Below are 18,209 nucleotides of genomic sequence, written 5' to 3'. Positions count from 1 at the left end.
ATTCACTTGTAATATTGTTTAAGTGCACCGCGCCATCTTGCGCCACTTGAACAGAACCTTTGCCAAGTTGATTAAAGTTAGTCGCTGTTAATTGGCTTGTGCCATCGATTGCAAATGTGCCGGTAAAGCCAGCATTATTGCCTGTTAATGTGACATCTGCTTTGGTATTCACTGAGCCATTACCAGCTAGATTGTTGCCCAAAGAAGTATCCGCATTTAAATTTAAGTCACCTTCAAGGGCAATTTGGCTTGAGCCTAATGTGCCCGCACCCGACAATGAAATTGCAGCACCGGAATTGATTGCCACATCTGCAGTTAAGGCATCATTTTTGCCCTCAATTGATAAATTCCCGGCCGTTACCGTCACTTTACCTGCTCCTAATAAGCCATTATCAGAAGTAGATTGGCCGCCATTCATTAAAGTGAGCGATCCACCCGCGAGATCCACAGAGCCAGCATTCGTTAAGCTGCCAACGGTTTGTGTTTTACCGTTTAAATTAACGGTTGTTTTTACTGCGAGATTTAGGCTGGATGTGTGACCGAATGCATTGTCGCTGCCCGCAGTTACCAAACCTGCGGTCACATTTGTTGCACCTGTATACGCATTTTTATCATTGGTTAGAGTTAAACCTTTATCATTACTGGTTAACGTTAAATCACCGCTGCCCATGATGGCTGCCGTCATGTTTTTATTGGTTGCATTCGTTGCATCTAAAGCGAGCGTTTGACCATCCACAATCTCCAATGCACTGAGGCCATAGTTGACACCGAAACCGCCGGTTTTATTGAGCGCATAATTGTAAGTACCTTTCGCAACGGTTTGGCCATTTTGGTTAACGTCTCTGATTGTACCGGTACCGATCTCACTGCCATCTAATTTCTGTAACGTCAGATCAGAGATCTTGAGGCCGCTATTATCTTTAGCTGTAATGAGTTGAGTATGCTGGCCTTTGTTTTGATCCAATAGATTTGCGGCTGAGCCATCTGTTGGCGTAATGGCATTTAGATCAACTTTAATGGTGCTCGCGCCATTGCTTGCCAAAGTATTGGTATTGATCGAACCTTTACCATTAAAGACCGTTTGCCCACCTTGCAAGGTCAAATTGCCGATTGTTTGATCCGCAGTATCAACGGTTGTGATATTACCTGTACCAACCACCAATGTTGCGTTGGTTAATGCGCTTGTATTATTACCCTTTAAATCAAAGGTGCTGTTTTCTAGGTTCACCGTGCCGGCAAATTCGTTGCCAACAGCGCTGCCGAAGTTAAAGCTGTTGTCATTTACCTTAATATCCAATAATCCTGTGCCTGTGAGATGATTATTCAAGCTAAAATCATCTTTTGAATTCACGGTAATTCTGTCGCCTTTAGCGGCAATATTCACTTTTGCAGCATCATTCAACTGACCTGTTTCAACCAATGTTAAGCTCGAAGCATTCGTGAGATTAATTGCACCTCTCAAATCCTTCAGTTTCACATTACCGGTATTCAAAGATAAATCCGTGCCCGCTAAATTTAAGTTACCGACACCGCTGATGACATTGGTTAATTCACTGGTAATATTGTTTAAGTGCACTGCGCCATCTTGTGCCACTTGAACAGAACCTTTGCCAAGTTGATTAAAGTTAGTGGTTGTTAATTGGCTTGTGCCATTGATTACAAATGTGCCGGTAAAACCTGAATTATCACCTGTTAATGTGACATCTGCTTTTGTATTAACGGCGCCTTTACCGGTTAAGACATTACCTAAAGAAGTATTAGCATTTAAATTTAAATCACCTTCAAGCGCTATTTGGCTTGAGCCTAATGTGCCCGCGCCTGACAAGGAAATTGCAGCACCGGAATTGATTGCCACATCTGCAGTTAAGGCATCATTTTTGCCCTCAATTGATAAATTCCCGGCTGTCACCGTCACTTTACCTGCGCCTAACAAACCATTATCAGAAGTAGATTGGCCGCCATTCATTAAAGTAAGCGATCCACCCGCGAGATCCACAGAGCCAGCATTCGTTAAGCTGCCAACGGTTTGTGTTTTACCGTTTAAATTAACGGTTGTTTTTGCTGCGAGATTTAGGCTGGATGTGTGACCGAATGCATTGTCGCTGCCCGCAGTTACCAAACCTGCTGTAATAGTCGTTGCGCCCGTGTAAGCATTTTTATCATTTGTTAGAGTTAAGCCTTTATCATCACTGGTTAAGGTCAAATCACCGCTGCCCGTGATGGCAGCCGTCATATTTTTATTGGTTGCATTTGCGGTGCTCAAAGTCAATGTTTGACCATCCACAATCTCCAATGCGCTAAGGCCATAATTCACACCCAGGCCATCTGTATTATTGAGCGCGTAATTGTAAGTGCCTTTCGCAACTGTTTGATCATTTTGGTCAATGCTTCTAATCGTACCTACACCAATATCACTGCCATCTAATTTCTGTAACGTTAATTCATTAATTTTAAGATCGCCATTATTTTTAGCAGTAATGAGTTGAGTATGCTGGCCTTTGTTTTGATCCAATAAGTTCGCAGCATTATCGCTGGTTGGCGCAATGGCATTTAGATCAATTTTAATGATGCTTTCGCCATTGTTTACCAAGGTATGGGTATTGATCGAGCCTTTACCATTAAAGACCGTTTGCCCACCTTGCAAGGTCAAATTGCCGATTGTTTGATCCGCAGTATCAACGGTTGTGATATTACCTGTACCAACCACCAATGTTGCGTTGGTTAATGCGCTTGTATTATTGCCGCCGAGAGTAAAGATGCTGTTTTCTAGGTTCACCGTGCCGGCAAATTCTTTGCCAACAGCGCTGCCGAAGTTAAAGCTGTTACCATCTGCCTTAACATCCAATAATCCTGTGCCTGTGAGATGATTATTCAAGCTAAAATCATCTTTTGAATTCACGGTAATTCTGTCGCCTTTAGCGGCAATATTCACTTTTGCGGCATCATTCAACTGACCTGTTTCAACCAATGTTAAGCTCGAAGCATTCGTGAGATTAATTGAACCTGTCAAATCCTTCAGTTTCACATTACCGGTATTCAAAGATAAATCTGTGCCCGCTAAATTTAAGTTACCCGCACCGCTGATGGCATTGGTTAATTCACTTGTAATATTATTTAAGTGCACCGCGCCATCTTGCGCCACTTGAACAGAACCTTTGCCAAGTTGATTAAAGTTAGTCGCTGTTAATTGGCTTGTGCCATCGATTGCAAATGTTCCAGTAAAGCCAGCATTATTGCCACTGAAATTAACCGCAGCATTATTGCCGATATGCACAGTACCCGCGCCACTTAAAATATTTTCAACGGCTGAAGCAACACCATTGAGTTTTAAGTCACCTGCAATGGCAATCTGACTGCTGCCCAATGTCGCATCTTTCATTAACGTCAATGTAGCGCCGGATGTGACCGCAACATTCGCACTTAAATTTTTATTCTCAGCAAAAACAGATAAATCGCCACCATCAATGGTGAGTTGGCCTGCGCCACGCAAACCATCTGCGGTATTTGAACTGCCATTGCCTTTCAGTGTGAATTGCCCTCCGGCAATGTCTAAACTGCCGGCATTCGTTAAACCACCCACAGTTTGTGTCTTGCCATTTAAATTAACGGTTGTTTTTGCTGCGAGATTTAAGCTCGATGTTTGGCCAAAAGCGTTATCGCTGCCTACAATGATTAAGCCTTCTGTAACGGTTGTTACGCCTTTATAATCATTGCTTGCATTTTCAATGGTCAATCCTTTGGCATCACTGGTGACATCAATGCCACCAAGCCCTGTGATCTGTGCATTCATCACTTTACTTGTGGCAGTTTTGGCATCTAATTGTAGTGTTTGATCATCGTGAATATTTATTTTACTCAATCCATAATTGAGCACTAATCCATGATTCTCTTTTAACGCGTAATGATACGTGCCATCTGCAACTGCATGACCATTTTGCTTAATTTCAAGTTCCGTACCCGCACCCATTGCTTGGCCTGCTAAATCCTGCAATGCGACATGATCAAGATTGATTGCGGTGGTTTTGGCAGTGATTAACTGTTTACCCACACCTGAGTTTTGATCAATGACGTTCACAGATTCTGTATCTGTCACATCCACTTGAATCACGCTGTCCTGGATCGTGTTTGATAAATGATTGGTGACAATGCTGCCTACATCCTTGAATACCAGCGTTGCACCATCTAATTCTAAATTTTTAACTGCCTGATTTTGCCCTTCAACTGTCGTGGTGTTGCCAGAGCTTAAAGATAACGTACTATTGGCTAAAGTTTTGGTATTCGTGCCACTTAAATTAAACGTATTATTCTGTAAACGCACGTTGCCTGTGAAATCTGAACCCACATTATCATCAAAATTAAATGCAGACTGATCACCCGTTAAATTGAGTTGTCCTGCCCCCGTCAAATGTGTTTGCAGAGAATTCGCTGTGTGATTCAACGTACCGGCAACCTCAGTGGTGCCAGAACCGAATTGATTGAGATGATTGGTATTTAAAGTGCCACCCGCTGCCACAGTTAAATTGCCTGTTAGCCCTGTATTTGTCCCTGTGAGTGTGACTGTCGCACCTTTATCAATTGTAACCGTGCCATCCCCAACCACAGAGGCTGAAAAATCGCCCGTATATTGATCGCCTAAAGTGAGTGCGCTTAACTGATCAATATGAACAGTGCCCGTTGCAATATTGTTTGATGCGACTAAAGTGAGCGCTGTTTTGTCTAAATGGATATTTGCAAAATTTTCAAATTTTGTATCGGCTTGGGCTTTGAAAATGGAATCTTTCACATTGAGTGTATTTGTGCCTGCCCCGGCATCTAATTGATTAATAATCACAGTATGATGATTTGAATCAATGTTGCTTAATTCAAAGAGATCATCACCGCTGCCCGTCATCACGCCATGGATCTGGCTTGGATTATTGATATAAACTTTATTTTGACCATCGCCTAAATTCGCAACGCCCAGCAATGATGCACCTGTTTCTATCGTTAATGTATCATCACCATTGTGCGTGATTAATTGATCCATCGTTCCTGTATTGGTGATGGTATTGTTCACATCACCATTGTCAAAACGTATATACCCTGTGATCACGCCTTGATTGACGAGTTCTCTTTCAACCGTGCCCAAGATTTTAAGAGCAGTCGCCCCAGTGGCATTAATATTGACGCCATCCTCAACCTTAATGACATCTGCAACGGTGCCCCCCGTGATTTCTACGCCGACACCCGTGCCCGTTGTGCCCACAACACCTGTATGATCCGTCACATTAATGTTCAGATGCGCACCCGCTAATTGTGAAAGGTCTTTAGCTAAACGCAGCGCTGTGCCTTTGCCTTTCACGGTTATCTGATTGGTTTCGCCCGCATCACCTTTTGCAAAGGTTTTATTGTTGAGGTTACTAAAACCGATGCCATCTTCAATATTGATGTGTGTATCTTTAAACATAATGTGAGCATTCGCATTATTATGCTTAATTGCCGTGCTGGTTGTGCCATTGGCATTGATGGTTGTACCTGTGATTGTATGAGTGTTGGCAGTGTTGCCATTGAACTCTATGCCTGCAGCACCTTCTGATACATTAATTTCGCCGCCCACTAAGGCTAAATTGAGATTGCCATTTGCCGACGCATTCCCAACTTTAATGCCCACGCCACTTGATGCTGTAATACTGCCTGATGTACCATCAAGCTGCATGTTTTTATTGGCGGTGGATAACAACTCAATGCCCGCCTTTTTACTGAGAATGGTGCCTTGGTTGGCGAGTACAACCTCACCATCTGTCCCATTATTGTGTTCAATGTGCATGCCGATATTGGCATCAATTTTCCCTGCATTTCGAACGTAGATACTGCCAGAACCGGTTGTCTTACTTGCACTAATGCCTGTGCCCGTCACCCTTAAATCTGTTTCATCACCTAAGTTAAAGACGACATGATCTGTGCCTTTTGCATTATGGTTAATGCCTGTCGTATTGGTGGTGGCATTATCAATACCATTTGCATAGGCAGCACCTGTATTTGTTTGATTTAAAATGATGCTTGCCCCAGCACCAAAACCAGCATCACCATAAGTGCCGATGCGAAAACCGCGGTTTGTATTGGTGCCCAATAAAATATTTTGAGCCGCAATCAATTCAAACTTAGCCCCATCCTCAAAAGTATAAGCAAAAGCACGATTGTCTGTATTCGTGATGTTAGCTGTTGTGCCTGTGCGATCAATTTTAACATCCGCACCTTTTTTAAAATCCATCGTGGCGGTATTAATCACCGCGCTACTATTTTGAAACGAAATCCATGAATTTGAATGAACCACATGATATTGACCAGTAAAAATCATTTTATTGATCTCGCCAATTTCTTGACGTGTCACTGGGGCAACAACGCCCATATTTCCCATCGTTGCAATGGCATTTGAATTACCACCACCGCCACGCATGAATGTATGTTGAGAGGCAGAAAAATTTTTAATATTATCATACACAATATTGATGTTAGGATCAGTACTGTCCACTCTGACCATACTGTAATAATTCGCAGTATCAATGGACATATTTTGTAAAGTCAGTGTACCACCACCCTTATTAATGCTTAAACCATAATTTGTTGGGTTGGTGACTTTCAATTCATACTGATGATTACCATCAATGACGATATTATTTTTTTGAGAAAAGTTAACGGCAATATCTTGCGTCAGCGTAATGTTACTGCCTAAAGTAATGTGATCATAAGCGCCCCCTTCAACAGCTGTTTTAAATTCAGCGGCTGTATTGACTGTGATCGACTGTGCGCCAGCACCAGAAAGTACACTCAACAATGCAATGCATATAAAACCTTTCTTAAAAAAAGTGAATGGGTTGTCATCGACACGCGCCACAGATGTTGATGCATTTTGAATCCCTTTTGCCAATTCACTGGCCACAACCCATTGATTAATTTTTTTATTCCAAACAATTTTATATACTTTATTCATAGTCAGCCCTTAATAATCTTGCAATGTTTTCAGGTATTTACAAAACTCATGTGCAGCCCAATCAACTCTTTGTAAATCAATATTTTATATTAACATATATCTCATGAGTTAATTTTATAATCAAGTTTTTAAAAATCAATAAGTAAAAAATAATAATTTGATTTAGATAATTAAATTATAATTTATTGAGTGATTTGAGATTTAGGCCCTAAAAAATACGCTCAACAATCAAAATAATGCATTTGCAGGAATGGACTTTCTGCTTTTGAGTTGATTGTTTTAGGGAACAAAGTGCAATGACTGCAGCTAAAAAATGCAGCGCCAACATTAATGAGTACAGTAATGAGTATTTCTAAACGCTAGATATGCAAAAGCCCCATAAAATGGGGCTTTTTTTGATCTAACTGGCGGAGAAGGAGGGATTCGAACCCTCGATACGCTATTAACGTATACGCCCTTAGCAGGGGCGCGCCTTCAGCCTCTCGGCCACTTCTCCGTAATCAGGAAGCATGTATTATAAGGGACTTTTTTAAAAAGTAAAGGCAAAAAATGATTAATTAATGATCGTTTTTGCCTTTTGCGCATTACTTCATCAATCGATTGAGGCGATTGACAAATTCTGATGGATTTTCAAGCTGTGATCCCTCTAATAATAATGCCTCTTCATAGATGAGCATCGCTAAATCATCGGCGATTGCGTTGTCTGTCTCTCTTGCGATGCGTTCAACGAGCGGATGCTTCACATTCACCTCTAACCAAGGCTTCATATTTGGCACATCATGCCCTGCCTCTTTGAGCATTTTCTCAAAATGGCTGCTCAATGCATATTCATTACGCACCAACACAGAAGCTGAATTGGTCAAACGTTTAGAGACCTTCACTTTTTCCACATGCGCGCCTAAGACGTTGGTCAATTTGTCAATGATGGCTTTCTCTTCATGGGTCAATTGAGGTTCTTGTTCCTCTTTTTTCTCATCGTTGTCTAAGTGAACATCACCTTTGGCAATGTTGACGAATTTTTTACCTTCAAATTCAGATAAATAACCCATCATCCAATCATCAATCACATCGGTCATGAGGATCACTTCATAACCTTTGTCACGATAAATCTCTAAATGCGGGCTGTTTTTCGCAGTATTGAGGTTATCTGTGGTGATGAAGTAAATGTTCTCCTGCCCTTCTTTCATACGGCTGATGTAATCGGCAAATGAGACACTTTCATCATCTGTTTGTGTGGATGCAAAACGCAATAAGCCTGCGATTTTCTCTTTATTGCTATGATCCTCGCCAATGCCTTCTTTTAAAATGCGGCTGAACGCTTGATAAAACTGTTTAAATTTCTCTTGCTCTGTGTTGGCCAGCGCTTCGATCATGGATAACACGCGGCGCGTCACACCTTGCTTAATGGTTTCTAAGGTTGATGAAGATTGTAAAATCTCACGTGAAACGTTCAGCGGTAAATCGACCGTATCCACCACACCTTTCACAAATCGTAAATAGCGCGGCAACAATTTTTCATTGGCATTCATAATGAAGACGCGGCGCACATACAACTGCAAGCCATATTCGCTGTTTTGTTCCCACATATTTTGGGCAGAATGGCTTGGAATATACAATAAAGATGTATAAGACACTTTGCCTTCCACCTTATTGCGTGACCATGTCAATGGCTTGTCATAATCGTGGCTGATGTGTTGATAAAATGCTTCATAATCGGCATCTGGCACATCTTTTTTATCGCGCTGCCAGATGGAAGTCGCTGAGTTCACTTGCTCAATGGCCACGGTTGTTGTGGTTGTGGGTGCTTCGCCCTCTTTTTCTGCAGGCACGGTTTCCACTTTTTCCACTTCCATCATCACAGGATAGGCAATGTGGTCAGAATATTTAGTGATGATCTGTTTTAAAGACCATTCATTTAATAAGTCACTGTGCTCATCACGCATGTGCAACACAATCTCAGTGCCGGCACGTGCTTTTGTGGTGCTTTCTAAGGAGAATTCCCCTTCCCCAGCGGATGACCAAATCACGGCGCTCTCTTCTGGTTCGCCTGCTTTACGCGTGGTTAATGTCACATGATCTGCCACGATGAAGGCAGAATAAAAGCCCACACCAAATTGGCCAATCAACTGGGATGCATCTTTATTCTCATCGGATAATTGCTCTAAAAATGCTTTGGTGCCAGATTTTGCGATGGTGCCGATATTCTCAATCACTTCATCACGCGTCATGCCAATGCCGTTGTCGCTGATGGTTAAGGTTTTTGCTGCCTTGTCCATCTGAATTAAAATTTCAGGATTGCCTTGATTTTCGATCAATGCGGCATTGGTGAGTCCTTCAAAGCGGCGTTTATCCAATGCATCGGATGCATTTGAAATGAGTTCACGCAAAAAAATCTCATGATTCGAATAAAGGGAATGGATCATGAGTTTGAGTAATTGATTGACTTCTGTTTGAAATTGTAATGTCTCTTTTTGTTGGCTCATAATGTCTCCAAGTGTCCAATAAATTGAATGTCGATAATTTAACGTCTATCAATATGGGTTGGCTTCGCTTTTTTTCAAGCAAAAAAATTATACATAATCCGTAAAATCCCGTTGCCATGCGCCTTCTGCCTTGTTATTTTTATAACTTTAAATTATATTGATAACTTCACAAGGAGAGTCTATATGCCAAACATTGCCGATCGCATCAATTCGTTGATTGATGAACGTAAAATATCTCAAGAGATCCTCGCCCATGATGTTGGGATTTCTCAAGCTGCCATCTCGAAAATTTGTCAAGGCAAAACCAAGCGCAGCCGCTATTTGCCACAAATTGCCACCTATTTTAATGTGCCAGAACATTGGTTGTTATTTGGTGAAGAAGAGTTCAGCAGCAAAACTCCCACAGAAGATGATGACGATGTCCTCATTCCTTTTTATAAAGATGTGCAGCTCTCTGCAGGCCACGGCGCCACTGAACTGGATGATTATGAAGGGCGCACCATCCGCTTTTCACGCACCATGCTCAGAGATGTCAATGTCTCCCCTAAAGATGCCATTTGTGTGACTGTTAAAGGTGACAGCATGGAGCCCGTCTTTAAAAATGGTTCAACTGTGGGCATTGATTTGACGCACCAAAAAATCATCGATGGCGATGTTTATGCCATTAACAATGATGGTTTATTACAGATGAAAAAGCTCAAACATAAAACCGGTAGCCTCATCACTGTTGAATCCTATAATCGTGATGAATACCCAGCTTTTGATGTGCCCTTAGAACAGATCACCGTCATTGGCCGCGTGTTTTGGTACGCCACATTGTTATAATTATCTGGACTCTCCATCCTGATGAAAACCCTCTCATCTTATTGATCAGAGGGTTTTTGTTACCTACTTTTTTGCAATTTCATTGACTTCCTCATAACCAAAGTTATAATTAAGTTATATTTCATAACTCATAAAACCCGAGGTGATTCGATGATTAAGCAAGAACGTTTTTATCAACTTTTCAATTCACTGCCTCAAACTGAGAAAGATCACATCGTGCGCACAGCCATTGAATTGAGCGCACAATTTCAAAACAACAGCGTGACTGAATTGATGCGGGCTTGTCATTATCACGCCACAGAAGCAATGCGCACATTTCGTTTAAAAAAACAACGCATTCATCATGCCACCCGTTATGCAGCACTGCGTTATGCCATGATGTGCCAATGCACTCGCACATTGCATGCAGCATAAAATCAAGCACAAACAAAGGGCGAGATGTGCCCTTTTGCTTTTATCGCGCGCAATGCTTATCCCTTTGCCGGCATCGTGTTACAATATTCGGCTTTAACGATCAAATTCACAAGGATTTTCATGCGCTTTGTCCACCTCAATCTACATACGGAGTTCTCCATCAGCGATGGTTTGATCCGCATTAAGCCATTATTTGGTCAGCTGAAAGAACAACATGTGGAGTGTGTTGCCTTAACGGACATGGGCAATGCGTTTGCCGCGATTAAATTTTATGAAACCGCACTAAAAAATGGCATTAAACCCATCCTTGGTGCAGAGTGCCATCTGAAAAATGGTACAGATTATTTAGGGCGCATCACGCTGCTGGCGCAAAATTACACCGGTTACTTAAATCTCTCTAAATTATTGAGTGAAGGTTATCGCCATGGACAAGAGCGCGGCGTGCCGCACATTACCTATGATTGGCTCAATGAATTTAACGAAGGGTTAATCATCATCGCCGGCAAAGAGAGCCCAATTGGCACAACGCTCCTCACCCTAAAAGAAGAAGATTGGGGCAAATCGTTATTGCCTTTTACCATCTTTAAAGATCGTTTATATTTAGGTTTATCCCGCACAGAACAAGAAAATGATGAAGCCTTCATCATTGCCGCAAAACGTTTGGCCTTAACCCATCAATTGCCGCTTGTGGCCGTCAATAATGTGCGCTTTTTACATCAAAGTGACTTTGATGCCCATGAGATCCGTACATGCATTCAAGCAGGCTATGTGATCTCTGACAATAAGCGCCCCCGTTTATACAGCCCTGAGCAATATTTAAAATCCCCTGAAGAGATGATTGCACTGTTTGCTGACATCCCTGAAGCGATTGAAAACACGGTGGAGATTGCCAAGCGCTGCACCGTTGAGCTCTCACTTGGCAAACCTTGTTTGCCGAATTTCCCAGTGCCTGAAGGCATGACGATGGATGATTATTTCCGTCATCTCTCCTACGAAGGCCTCAAATACCGCATTGGAGACAATCACCCGCAGCAACAAGCCTATGAAGAGCGCCTTAAAGTTGAGCTCGATGTGATCATTAACATGGGCTTTCCTGGTTACTTTTTAATCGTTGCGGACTTCATACAGTGGTCAAAAGATCATGACATTCCTGTGGGCCCCGGTCGTGGTTCAGGTGCGGGTTCATTGGTGGCTTGGGCACTGAAAATCACAGATTTAGATCCATTGCCCTACGATCTCCTCTTTGAGCGCTTTTTAAATCCTGAACGTGTTTCCATGCCTGACTTTGACGTGGATTTTTGCATGGAAGGCCGCGACCGCGTGATCGAATATGTGGCCGAAAAATATGGCCGCGATGCTGTCTCACAGATTGCCACACACGGCACAATGGCCGCAAAAGCGGTGATTCGTGATGTGGGGCGTGCCCTTGGGCATCCTTATGGCTTTGTGGATCGCATTGCCAAACTCATTCCCTTTGACCTTGGCATCACCTTAGATAAAGCCTTAATGCAAGAGCCTGAGCTCCATGATCTGTATGAAAAAGATGAAGAGGTCAAAGAGCTCATAGATTATGCCAAACAATTGGAAGGCTTAACCAAATCTGTGGGTCGCCATGCCGGTGGCGTTGTGATCTCGCCCACCACCATTACAGATTTTTCCCCATTATATTGTGAAGAAGGCAGTGAAGCGCTCGTGGCACAGTATGATAAAAGTGACGTGGAATCTGCAGGGCTTGTGAAGTTTGACTTTTTGGGATTGCGTACGCTCACCATCATCAACTGGGCCATTCAAAACATTCAACAAACGCACGGCATTGAGATCAACATCCTAGACATTCCCTTAGATGACAAAGCCGCGTTTGACCTTTTAAAATCCTGTAAAACCACTGCTGTGTTTCAGCTTGAATCCCGCGGTATGAAGGATTTGATTCGTCGCCTGCAACCGGATACTTTTGAAGACATCATCGCCCTTGTGGCGCTCTTTAGACCGGGCCCATTAGAATCAGGCATGGTGGAAGACTTCATCAACCGTAAACATGGCCGTGCGGAAATTGAATATCCCTTCCCTGAGCTTGAAACCGTGCTTGCGCCGACATACGGCGTCATCGTGTATCAAGAACAAGTGATGCAGATTTCCCAAGTCATCGGCAATTATACCTTGGGCGGTGCGGACTTATTGCGCCGTGCGATGGGTAAAAAGTTGCCAGAAGAGATGGAAAAACAGCGCGGGTTATTCATGCAAGGCGCCGAAGAGCTTGGCTTTGATAAAGAGAAAGCAGGCGCCCTATTTGATTTGATGGAAAAATTTGCAGGCTACGGCTTTAACAAATCCCATTCGGCAGCTTACGCACTGGTCTCTTATCAAACGGCATATCTTAAAGCCCATTATCCGGCAGAATTTATGGCCGCCGTTCTATCTTCTGATATGGACAACACTGAAAAAGTGGTGACCTTCATTGAAGAGTGTGAAGATATGGGTCTTAAAATTTTACCGCCCGACATCAATCGCTCCCATTATAAATTCACCGTCAGCGACAAAGGTGAGATCATCTATGGCCTTGGCGCCATTAAAGGCGTGGGTGAAGCCGCTGCATTGCAAGCGATTGCTGAGATGCAAAACAATGGCCGCTTTATCGATCTCTTCGACTTTTGCCGCCGCATCGATTTATCTAAAATGAATCGCCGCGTCATTGAAACCTTGATTAAAGCAGGCGCTTTAGATGGCTTAGATCCGGCCATTCAATCGGTGGAGGCGCGTTGTCAATTCCGTGCAGACCTGCTTGAAACCTTGCCAGATGCCATTCATTCAGCTGAGCAGCATCACCGCAATCAACATTCAGGGCAAGAAGATCTCTTTGGTTTATTTGGAGATGATGCCGGCAGCACAGTCAGCATCACAACACCACTGAAACGCGGCAATGCTTGGTCAGAGCGCATCTTATTAGAGCACGAAAGTGCCACACTTGGCTTTTACTTAACCACGCACCCCATTAACCGTTATCGTCATGAGATCAAAGCCATCACGAGCCATTCCATTGGTGAAGTGCTCCATATGACGCAGCCAGGTTATCGCGTCGCGCGCGCAGCTGAACCTGAATGCACCATTGCCGGCATCGTGATTCAAATGCGCACAAAGATCAATCAAAAAGGTCAAAAGATGACATTCGTCACCTTAGATGACCGCACTGGTCGCATGGAATTGCGTCTGTATGATGAGCATTTAGAAAATTTAAATGAACCCTTATCCACAAAAAGTATTTTAGTGGTCAAAGGTTCTTTAATGTGGGACGAGTTTAACAATGGCATGCGCACGCGCCCATTGAGCATTGAAACTATTGAAAGCACGAGAAATACAATGGCGCGCGCCTTGCTTTTACACAACAAAGCCCCCATTGAGGTGGCAGGCATCGAGCAACTGATCGAAACGGTGGCCAATTTTAGAGCGGCGGATGGCAAACCCATTTATTTAAAATTTCAAAACCATGACGCCAATATCTTGATAAAATTAGGACCCGCTTGGACAGTGCGCCTGAGTGATGATTTATTGGAAAACATCACCCGTGCTTTCCATGATGTCTCTATTAAAGTTAAGTATTAAATAGGATCTCGCGTCAATGATAGACCTCAACCAGCTATATTATTTTGCCAAAATCGTAGAACATGGCGGCATTAGCGAGGCGAGTAAACATTTACGCGTGCCTAAATCTAAACTCAGCCGTCATTTGGCCGCACTGGAAGAAGAGTTGGGCGTGCGCCTTATCCATCGCACCACACGCCATTTTTCGGTCACGGACATTGGGCAAACCTATTATGCCCATTGTCAATCGATGCTCGATAAAGCAGAAATTGCCCAAGCGTCCATCATGGAGGCACAAGCAAAACCACGCGGTTTGATCCGCATCACCTGCCCGATCACCTTATTGCATCTTTCCGTTGAGGAGATGATCACAAGCTTTTTGAAGAATAATCCTGAAGTGGACATGATTGTCGATGCCACCAATCGGCGCATTGACCTTGTTCACGAAGGCATTGACATCGCGCTGAGAGTGGCAACGCCGCCCTTTAAAGACAGCGAATATGTCATGAAACGCCTCAGCATGCGCCAACAATTATTAGTGGCCAGCCCAGAACTCATCGACGAGATCGGTGAGATCAATCATCCTAAAGATCTCTTTCGTTACCCATCGATGGTGCACAGCCAATATCGGGATCGCAATCAATGGGAGCTGTTAGACAATCACAATGTCTCCACCATCATTCCATTTACGCCTAAATTCATGACCACCGATCTCTCTTTACTCAAAAAAGCAGCGGTCAATGGCATTGGCGCCGTCAAACTGCCAGCCATGATCATCCAAGAAGAGATGGCCGCCGGTCAATTGGTGCAATTGCTGCCGAACTGGCGCTTTGAAGATGAAGTGGTGCATGCGGTTTATCCATCACGCCGCGGCGTCATTCCTGCAGTGCGAAGCTTCCTTGATCATTTAGAAAATGAATTCATCGAGCTTGACAAAAACCAACATTAATTTCCTTCCCACCATTCCTTTTCATATTTTTTACTGATGTTTCAGTTAATTAGCAAATATTTTGCATAATATGTTATTTATTGTAAATTTGCATGTATAATGAATTCATATATTATATTTATGTAAAGTTAATGAGTATGGCCATGCAAAAATTACAAACACTGACTCTGCCGGAAAAGATTATGATCGCGATGTTGATCACCATTGTGTGCCTATATGCCACATTGGCTCATCAAAATCGCGAGCGACATTCAGATTTTGAACACACGATTCGTCAACTCTCCATCGAAGCGCGTGCCCATCATCATTGATCCATTAAGCAGGATAGATCGAATACTGATAATTAAATGGCAGCGCCTGACAAATGCGTTGTCCATCCACATAAGGGGCTTTGCTCATCAAGCCTTGATGCGCTTCATCTGTAAACGTAGGGAGCGGCAAACGGTGATCAACCGCGATGCGCGTATAATACTCATAACGCGTTGGGTGAAGTGGGGACACCACATTATAAATGGTGCGATTAGGCTCTGCCTCAATAATGGCGCTGATGGCGGCCACCGCATCTTTGCGATCCACTAAATTGACACATTGATGCGGACGATCAAACGTATTTTTACGTGCCATCCAGGCCATCGGCGTGCGTTCACCGCCTAATAATCCACCTAAGCGCACAATGGTCACAGGGATTTTAACCGCAGATAAAATGGCTTGTTCGGCCTTTAACACCGCTTTGGCAGATTCTGTGACAGGCATTGTCATGGAAAATTCATTGACCACATCCATATATTGACCATACACAGACGTTGAACTGGTAAAGATGATCTGCTTGGCCCCACAATATTCAGCTGTTTTTGCCAAAGCGGCCATAATCATTGGGTATTTGGCATGACCGTGATGCCCCGTCGGTGGCAACGTTAACACCAATGTATCAACGCTAAATAAGGATTTAACCTCTGGATTTCGCAAAGAAAAATCCAGCGTTGTGTTGAACAATTGGCAATCGATGCCTTCACTGCGAGCACGTTCAACACCCTCACTTGAGCTCTTTGAACCTTGCACCTGATGCCCATTTGCTAATAATGCTTGCGCTAAGGGCAAACCCAACCAACCTAAACCCACCACAGAAATTTTTTTCATGCCATGTACTCATCAATTCAAAGGGCGAATTATACACAACTTCAACGCATGCCGCCCTGTCTATTGCGGATCAATTGCACAGTCAATCGGCAATTCGTATAAATTTCTCTCAAATGTCTATCGCAAAATCAACGGGGGTATAGTACAATGCAATCCCTGATATATATACATTTTCATCCAAATCAGGAACTATTTCATGACTCGTTTTATCTTTGTGACTGGTGGTGTTGTTTCATCACTCGGTAAAGGCATTGCTGCTGCTTCTCTTGGCGCTATTTTAGAATCGCGCAAACTTAAAGTAACCATGATGAAATTGGATCCATACATCAACGTGGATCCTGGAACAATGAGCCCATTTCAACATGGTGAAGTTTATGTGACAGAAGATGGCGCAGAAACTGACTTAGACCTCGGTCACTATGAGCGCTTCATTCGCATGACTGCGACGCGCAAAAACAGTGTCAGTGCAGGTCGCGTTTATTTAAATGTCATCCAACGCGAACGCCGTGGTGACTACTTAGGTGGCACTGTACAAGTGATCCCACACATCACCAACGAAATCAAAACCTGTATTCGCCAAGCGGCAGGTGATGCTGATGTTGCCTTGATTGAAATCGGCGGCACCGTCGGTGACATCGAATCCTTACCTTTCTTAGAAGCCATTCGTCAATTGCGCTCTGAGCTTGGCCGCGATCAATCCTTATTCATGCACTTGACTTTAGTGCCTTACTTACGTGCATCTGGCGAGCTTAAAACCAAGCCCACACAACATTCTGTCAAAGAGCTCCGCTCCATTGGCATTCAACCAGATATTTTGATCTGTCGCTCTGAAGCCCCAATTCCTGAAGATGAAAGAAGCAAGATTGCCCTCTTTACGAACGTTTCTAAAGATGCCGTGATCCAATGTTTAGATGCGCGCACCATTTATGAATTGCCACGCATTTTGCATGAAGAAGGTTTAGATCGCATCGTTTTAGATTACTTAAAACTGTCTGCACCAGCGGCAGATTTATCTGAATGGGATCATGTGGTTGAGAAAATCTTGGCCCCAACGGCACAAATTAATGTGCTCATGGTGGGTAAATACATTGAATTGGCGGATGCTTATAAATCTGTCAATGAAGCATTGTTCCATGCAGGCATTCAAAACTCAGTCAAAGTCAACATTCAGTATTTAGACTCTGAAACATTAGAGACGGCTGAAAATGATGAGCAATTGGCACCATACTTTGAAAACATTGATGCCATTTTAGTGCCAGGTGGCTTTGGTTCACGCGGTACAGAAGGCAAAATCAAAGCCGTGCGTTATGCTCGTGAAAACAAAGTGCCTTACTTAGGCATCTGTTTAGGCATGCAAATGGCGGTGATCGAATATGCGCGTAATGTGGCTGGTTTAACTGATGCAAACAGTACAGAAATCCGTTCAGATACGCCTCATCCTGTGATTGGTTTAATCACAGAATTCACCAATGCTGCTGGCCAAACTGAACACAGAACCGCTAAATCTGACATCGGTGGCACCATGCGTTTAGGTGCACAAACGTGTGTGTTAGAGCAAGATTCAAAAGTGTACAGCATCTATCAAAAAGATGAGATCTCAGAGCGCCACAGACACCGTTATGAGTTCAACAATGATTATCTCAATGTGTTAAAACAAGCGGGCCTTCGCTTTGCAGGTTGGTCTAAAGATAAAGAGTTGGCTGAATTCATTGAGATCCCTGAGCATCCTTGGTTCATTGCCTGTCAAGCGCACCCTGAATTCAACTCAAGCCCACGTGATGGTCACCCATTGTTCAATAGCTTCATTGCCGCTGCAGTGAAACATCACAATAAGGTTTCTTAATCACTTTTTTGA

9 protein-coding genes and 1 tRNA gene are annotated in these 18,209 nt (G+C 43.3%); 6 read left to right on the top strand and 4 right to left on the bottom strand.

What is annotated here, in order from left to right; all coding sequences use genetic code 11:
- The 3 genes from B9T20_RS08600 to htpG form a co-directional block, all read right to left on the bottom strand.
- A partial coding sequence (locus tag B9T20_RS08600; protein WP_255375205.1) for an autotransporter outer membrane beta-barrel domain-containing protein occupies nt 1–6,970 on the bottom strand: 6,970 nt, incomplete at its 3' end.
- Nucleotides 6,971–7,375: 405 nt separating this feature from the next.
- Nucleotides 7,376–7,466, bottom strand: a tRNA-Ser gene (locus B9T20_RS08595).
- An 88-nt stretch (nt 7,467–7,554) separates the two neighbouring features.
- Nucleotides 7,555–9,453 carry a molecular chaperone HtpG gene (gene htpG / locus B9T20_RS08590; protein ID WP_094490667.1) on the bottom strand — a complete coding sequence of 633 codons (1,899 nt, stop codon included), beginning with the start codon at nt 9,451–9,453 and terminating at the stop codon, nt 7,555–7,557.
- Between the two features lie 183 nt (nt 9,454–9,636).
- Here htpG and B9T20_RS08585 point away from each other — a divergent pair, with 183 nt between their 5' ends.
- The 5 genes from B9T20_RS08585 (at nt 9,637) to B9T20_RS10205 (ending at nt 15,528) form a co-directional block, all read left to right on the top strand.
- Complete coding sequence (locus B9T20_RS08585) at nt 9,637–10,278, top strand: helix-turn-helix transcriptional regulator (protein WP_094490666.1); 642 nt, start codon at nt 9,637–9,639, stop codon at nt 10,276–10,278.
- Nucleotides 10,279–10,428: 150 nt separating this feature from the next.
- The gene (locus B9T20_RS08580; RefSeq protein ID WP_094490665.1) at nt 10,429–10,692 is read left to right on the top strand and encodes a hypothetical protein; all 264 of its coding nucleotides are present in this window, start codon (nt 10,429–10,431) and stop codon (nt 10,690–10,692) included.
- A gap of 120 nt (nt 10,693–10,812) precedes the next feature.
- Nucleotides 10,813–14,289, top strand: a complete 3,477-nt coding sequence (gene dnaE / locus B9T20_RS08575) for a DNA polymerase III subunit alpha (protein WP_094490675.1) — start codon at nt 10,813–10,815, stop codon at nt 14,287–14,289.
- A 16-nt stretch (nt 14,290–14,305) separates the two neighbouring features.
- Nucleotides 14,306–15,217 (top strand): LysR substrate-binding domain-containing protein, encoded by a 912-nt coding sequence (locus B9T20_RS08570; RefSeq protein ID WP_094490664.1) that lies wholly within the window; start codon nt 14,306–14,308, stop codon nt 15,215–15,217.
- A 143-nt stretch (nt 15,218–15,360) separates the two neighbouring features.
- Nucleotides 15,361–15,528: a hypothetical protein gene (locus tag B9T20_RS10205; RefSeq protein WP_199415240.1), complete on the top strand. Its 168-nt coding sequence runs from the start codon at nt 15,361–15,363 to the stop codon at nt 15,526–15,528.
- Between the two features lie 4 nt (nt 15,529–15,532).
- Here the strand turns inward: B9T20_RS10205 and B9T20_RS08565 are convergent, their stop codons facing one another.
- Nucleotides 15,533–16,354 carry an NAD-dependent epimerase/dehydratase family protein gene (locus B9T20_RS08565; protein ID WP_094490663.1) on the bottom strand — a complete coding sequence of 274 codons (822 nt, stop codon included), beginning with the start codon at nt 16,352–16,354 and terminating at the stop codon, nt 15,533–15,535.
- Between the two features lie 196 nt (nt 16,355–16,550).
- Between B9T20_RS08565 and B9T20_RS08560 the strand changes: the two genes are divergently transcribed.
- A complete protein-coding gene (locus B9T20_RS08560) occupies nt 16,551–18,197 on the top strand; it encodes a CTP synthase (protein ID WP_094490662.1) in 1,647 nt (548 codons plus the stop codon).
- Nucleotides 18,198–18,209 lie beyond the last annotated feature (12 nt).

Origin of the sequence: Wohlfahrtiimonas sp. G9077 (genome assembly GCF_002252155.1) — a bacterium.
Lineage (GTDB): Bacteria > Pseudomonadota > Gammaproteobacteria > Cardiobacteriales > Wohlfahrtiimonadaceae > Wohlfahrtiimonas.
Note: the sequence above shows the minus strand (reverse complement) of the source record. Positions and strands in the feature narration are given on the sequence as shown.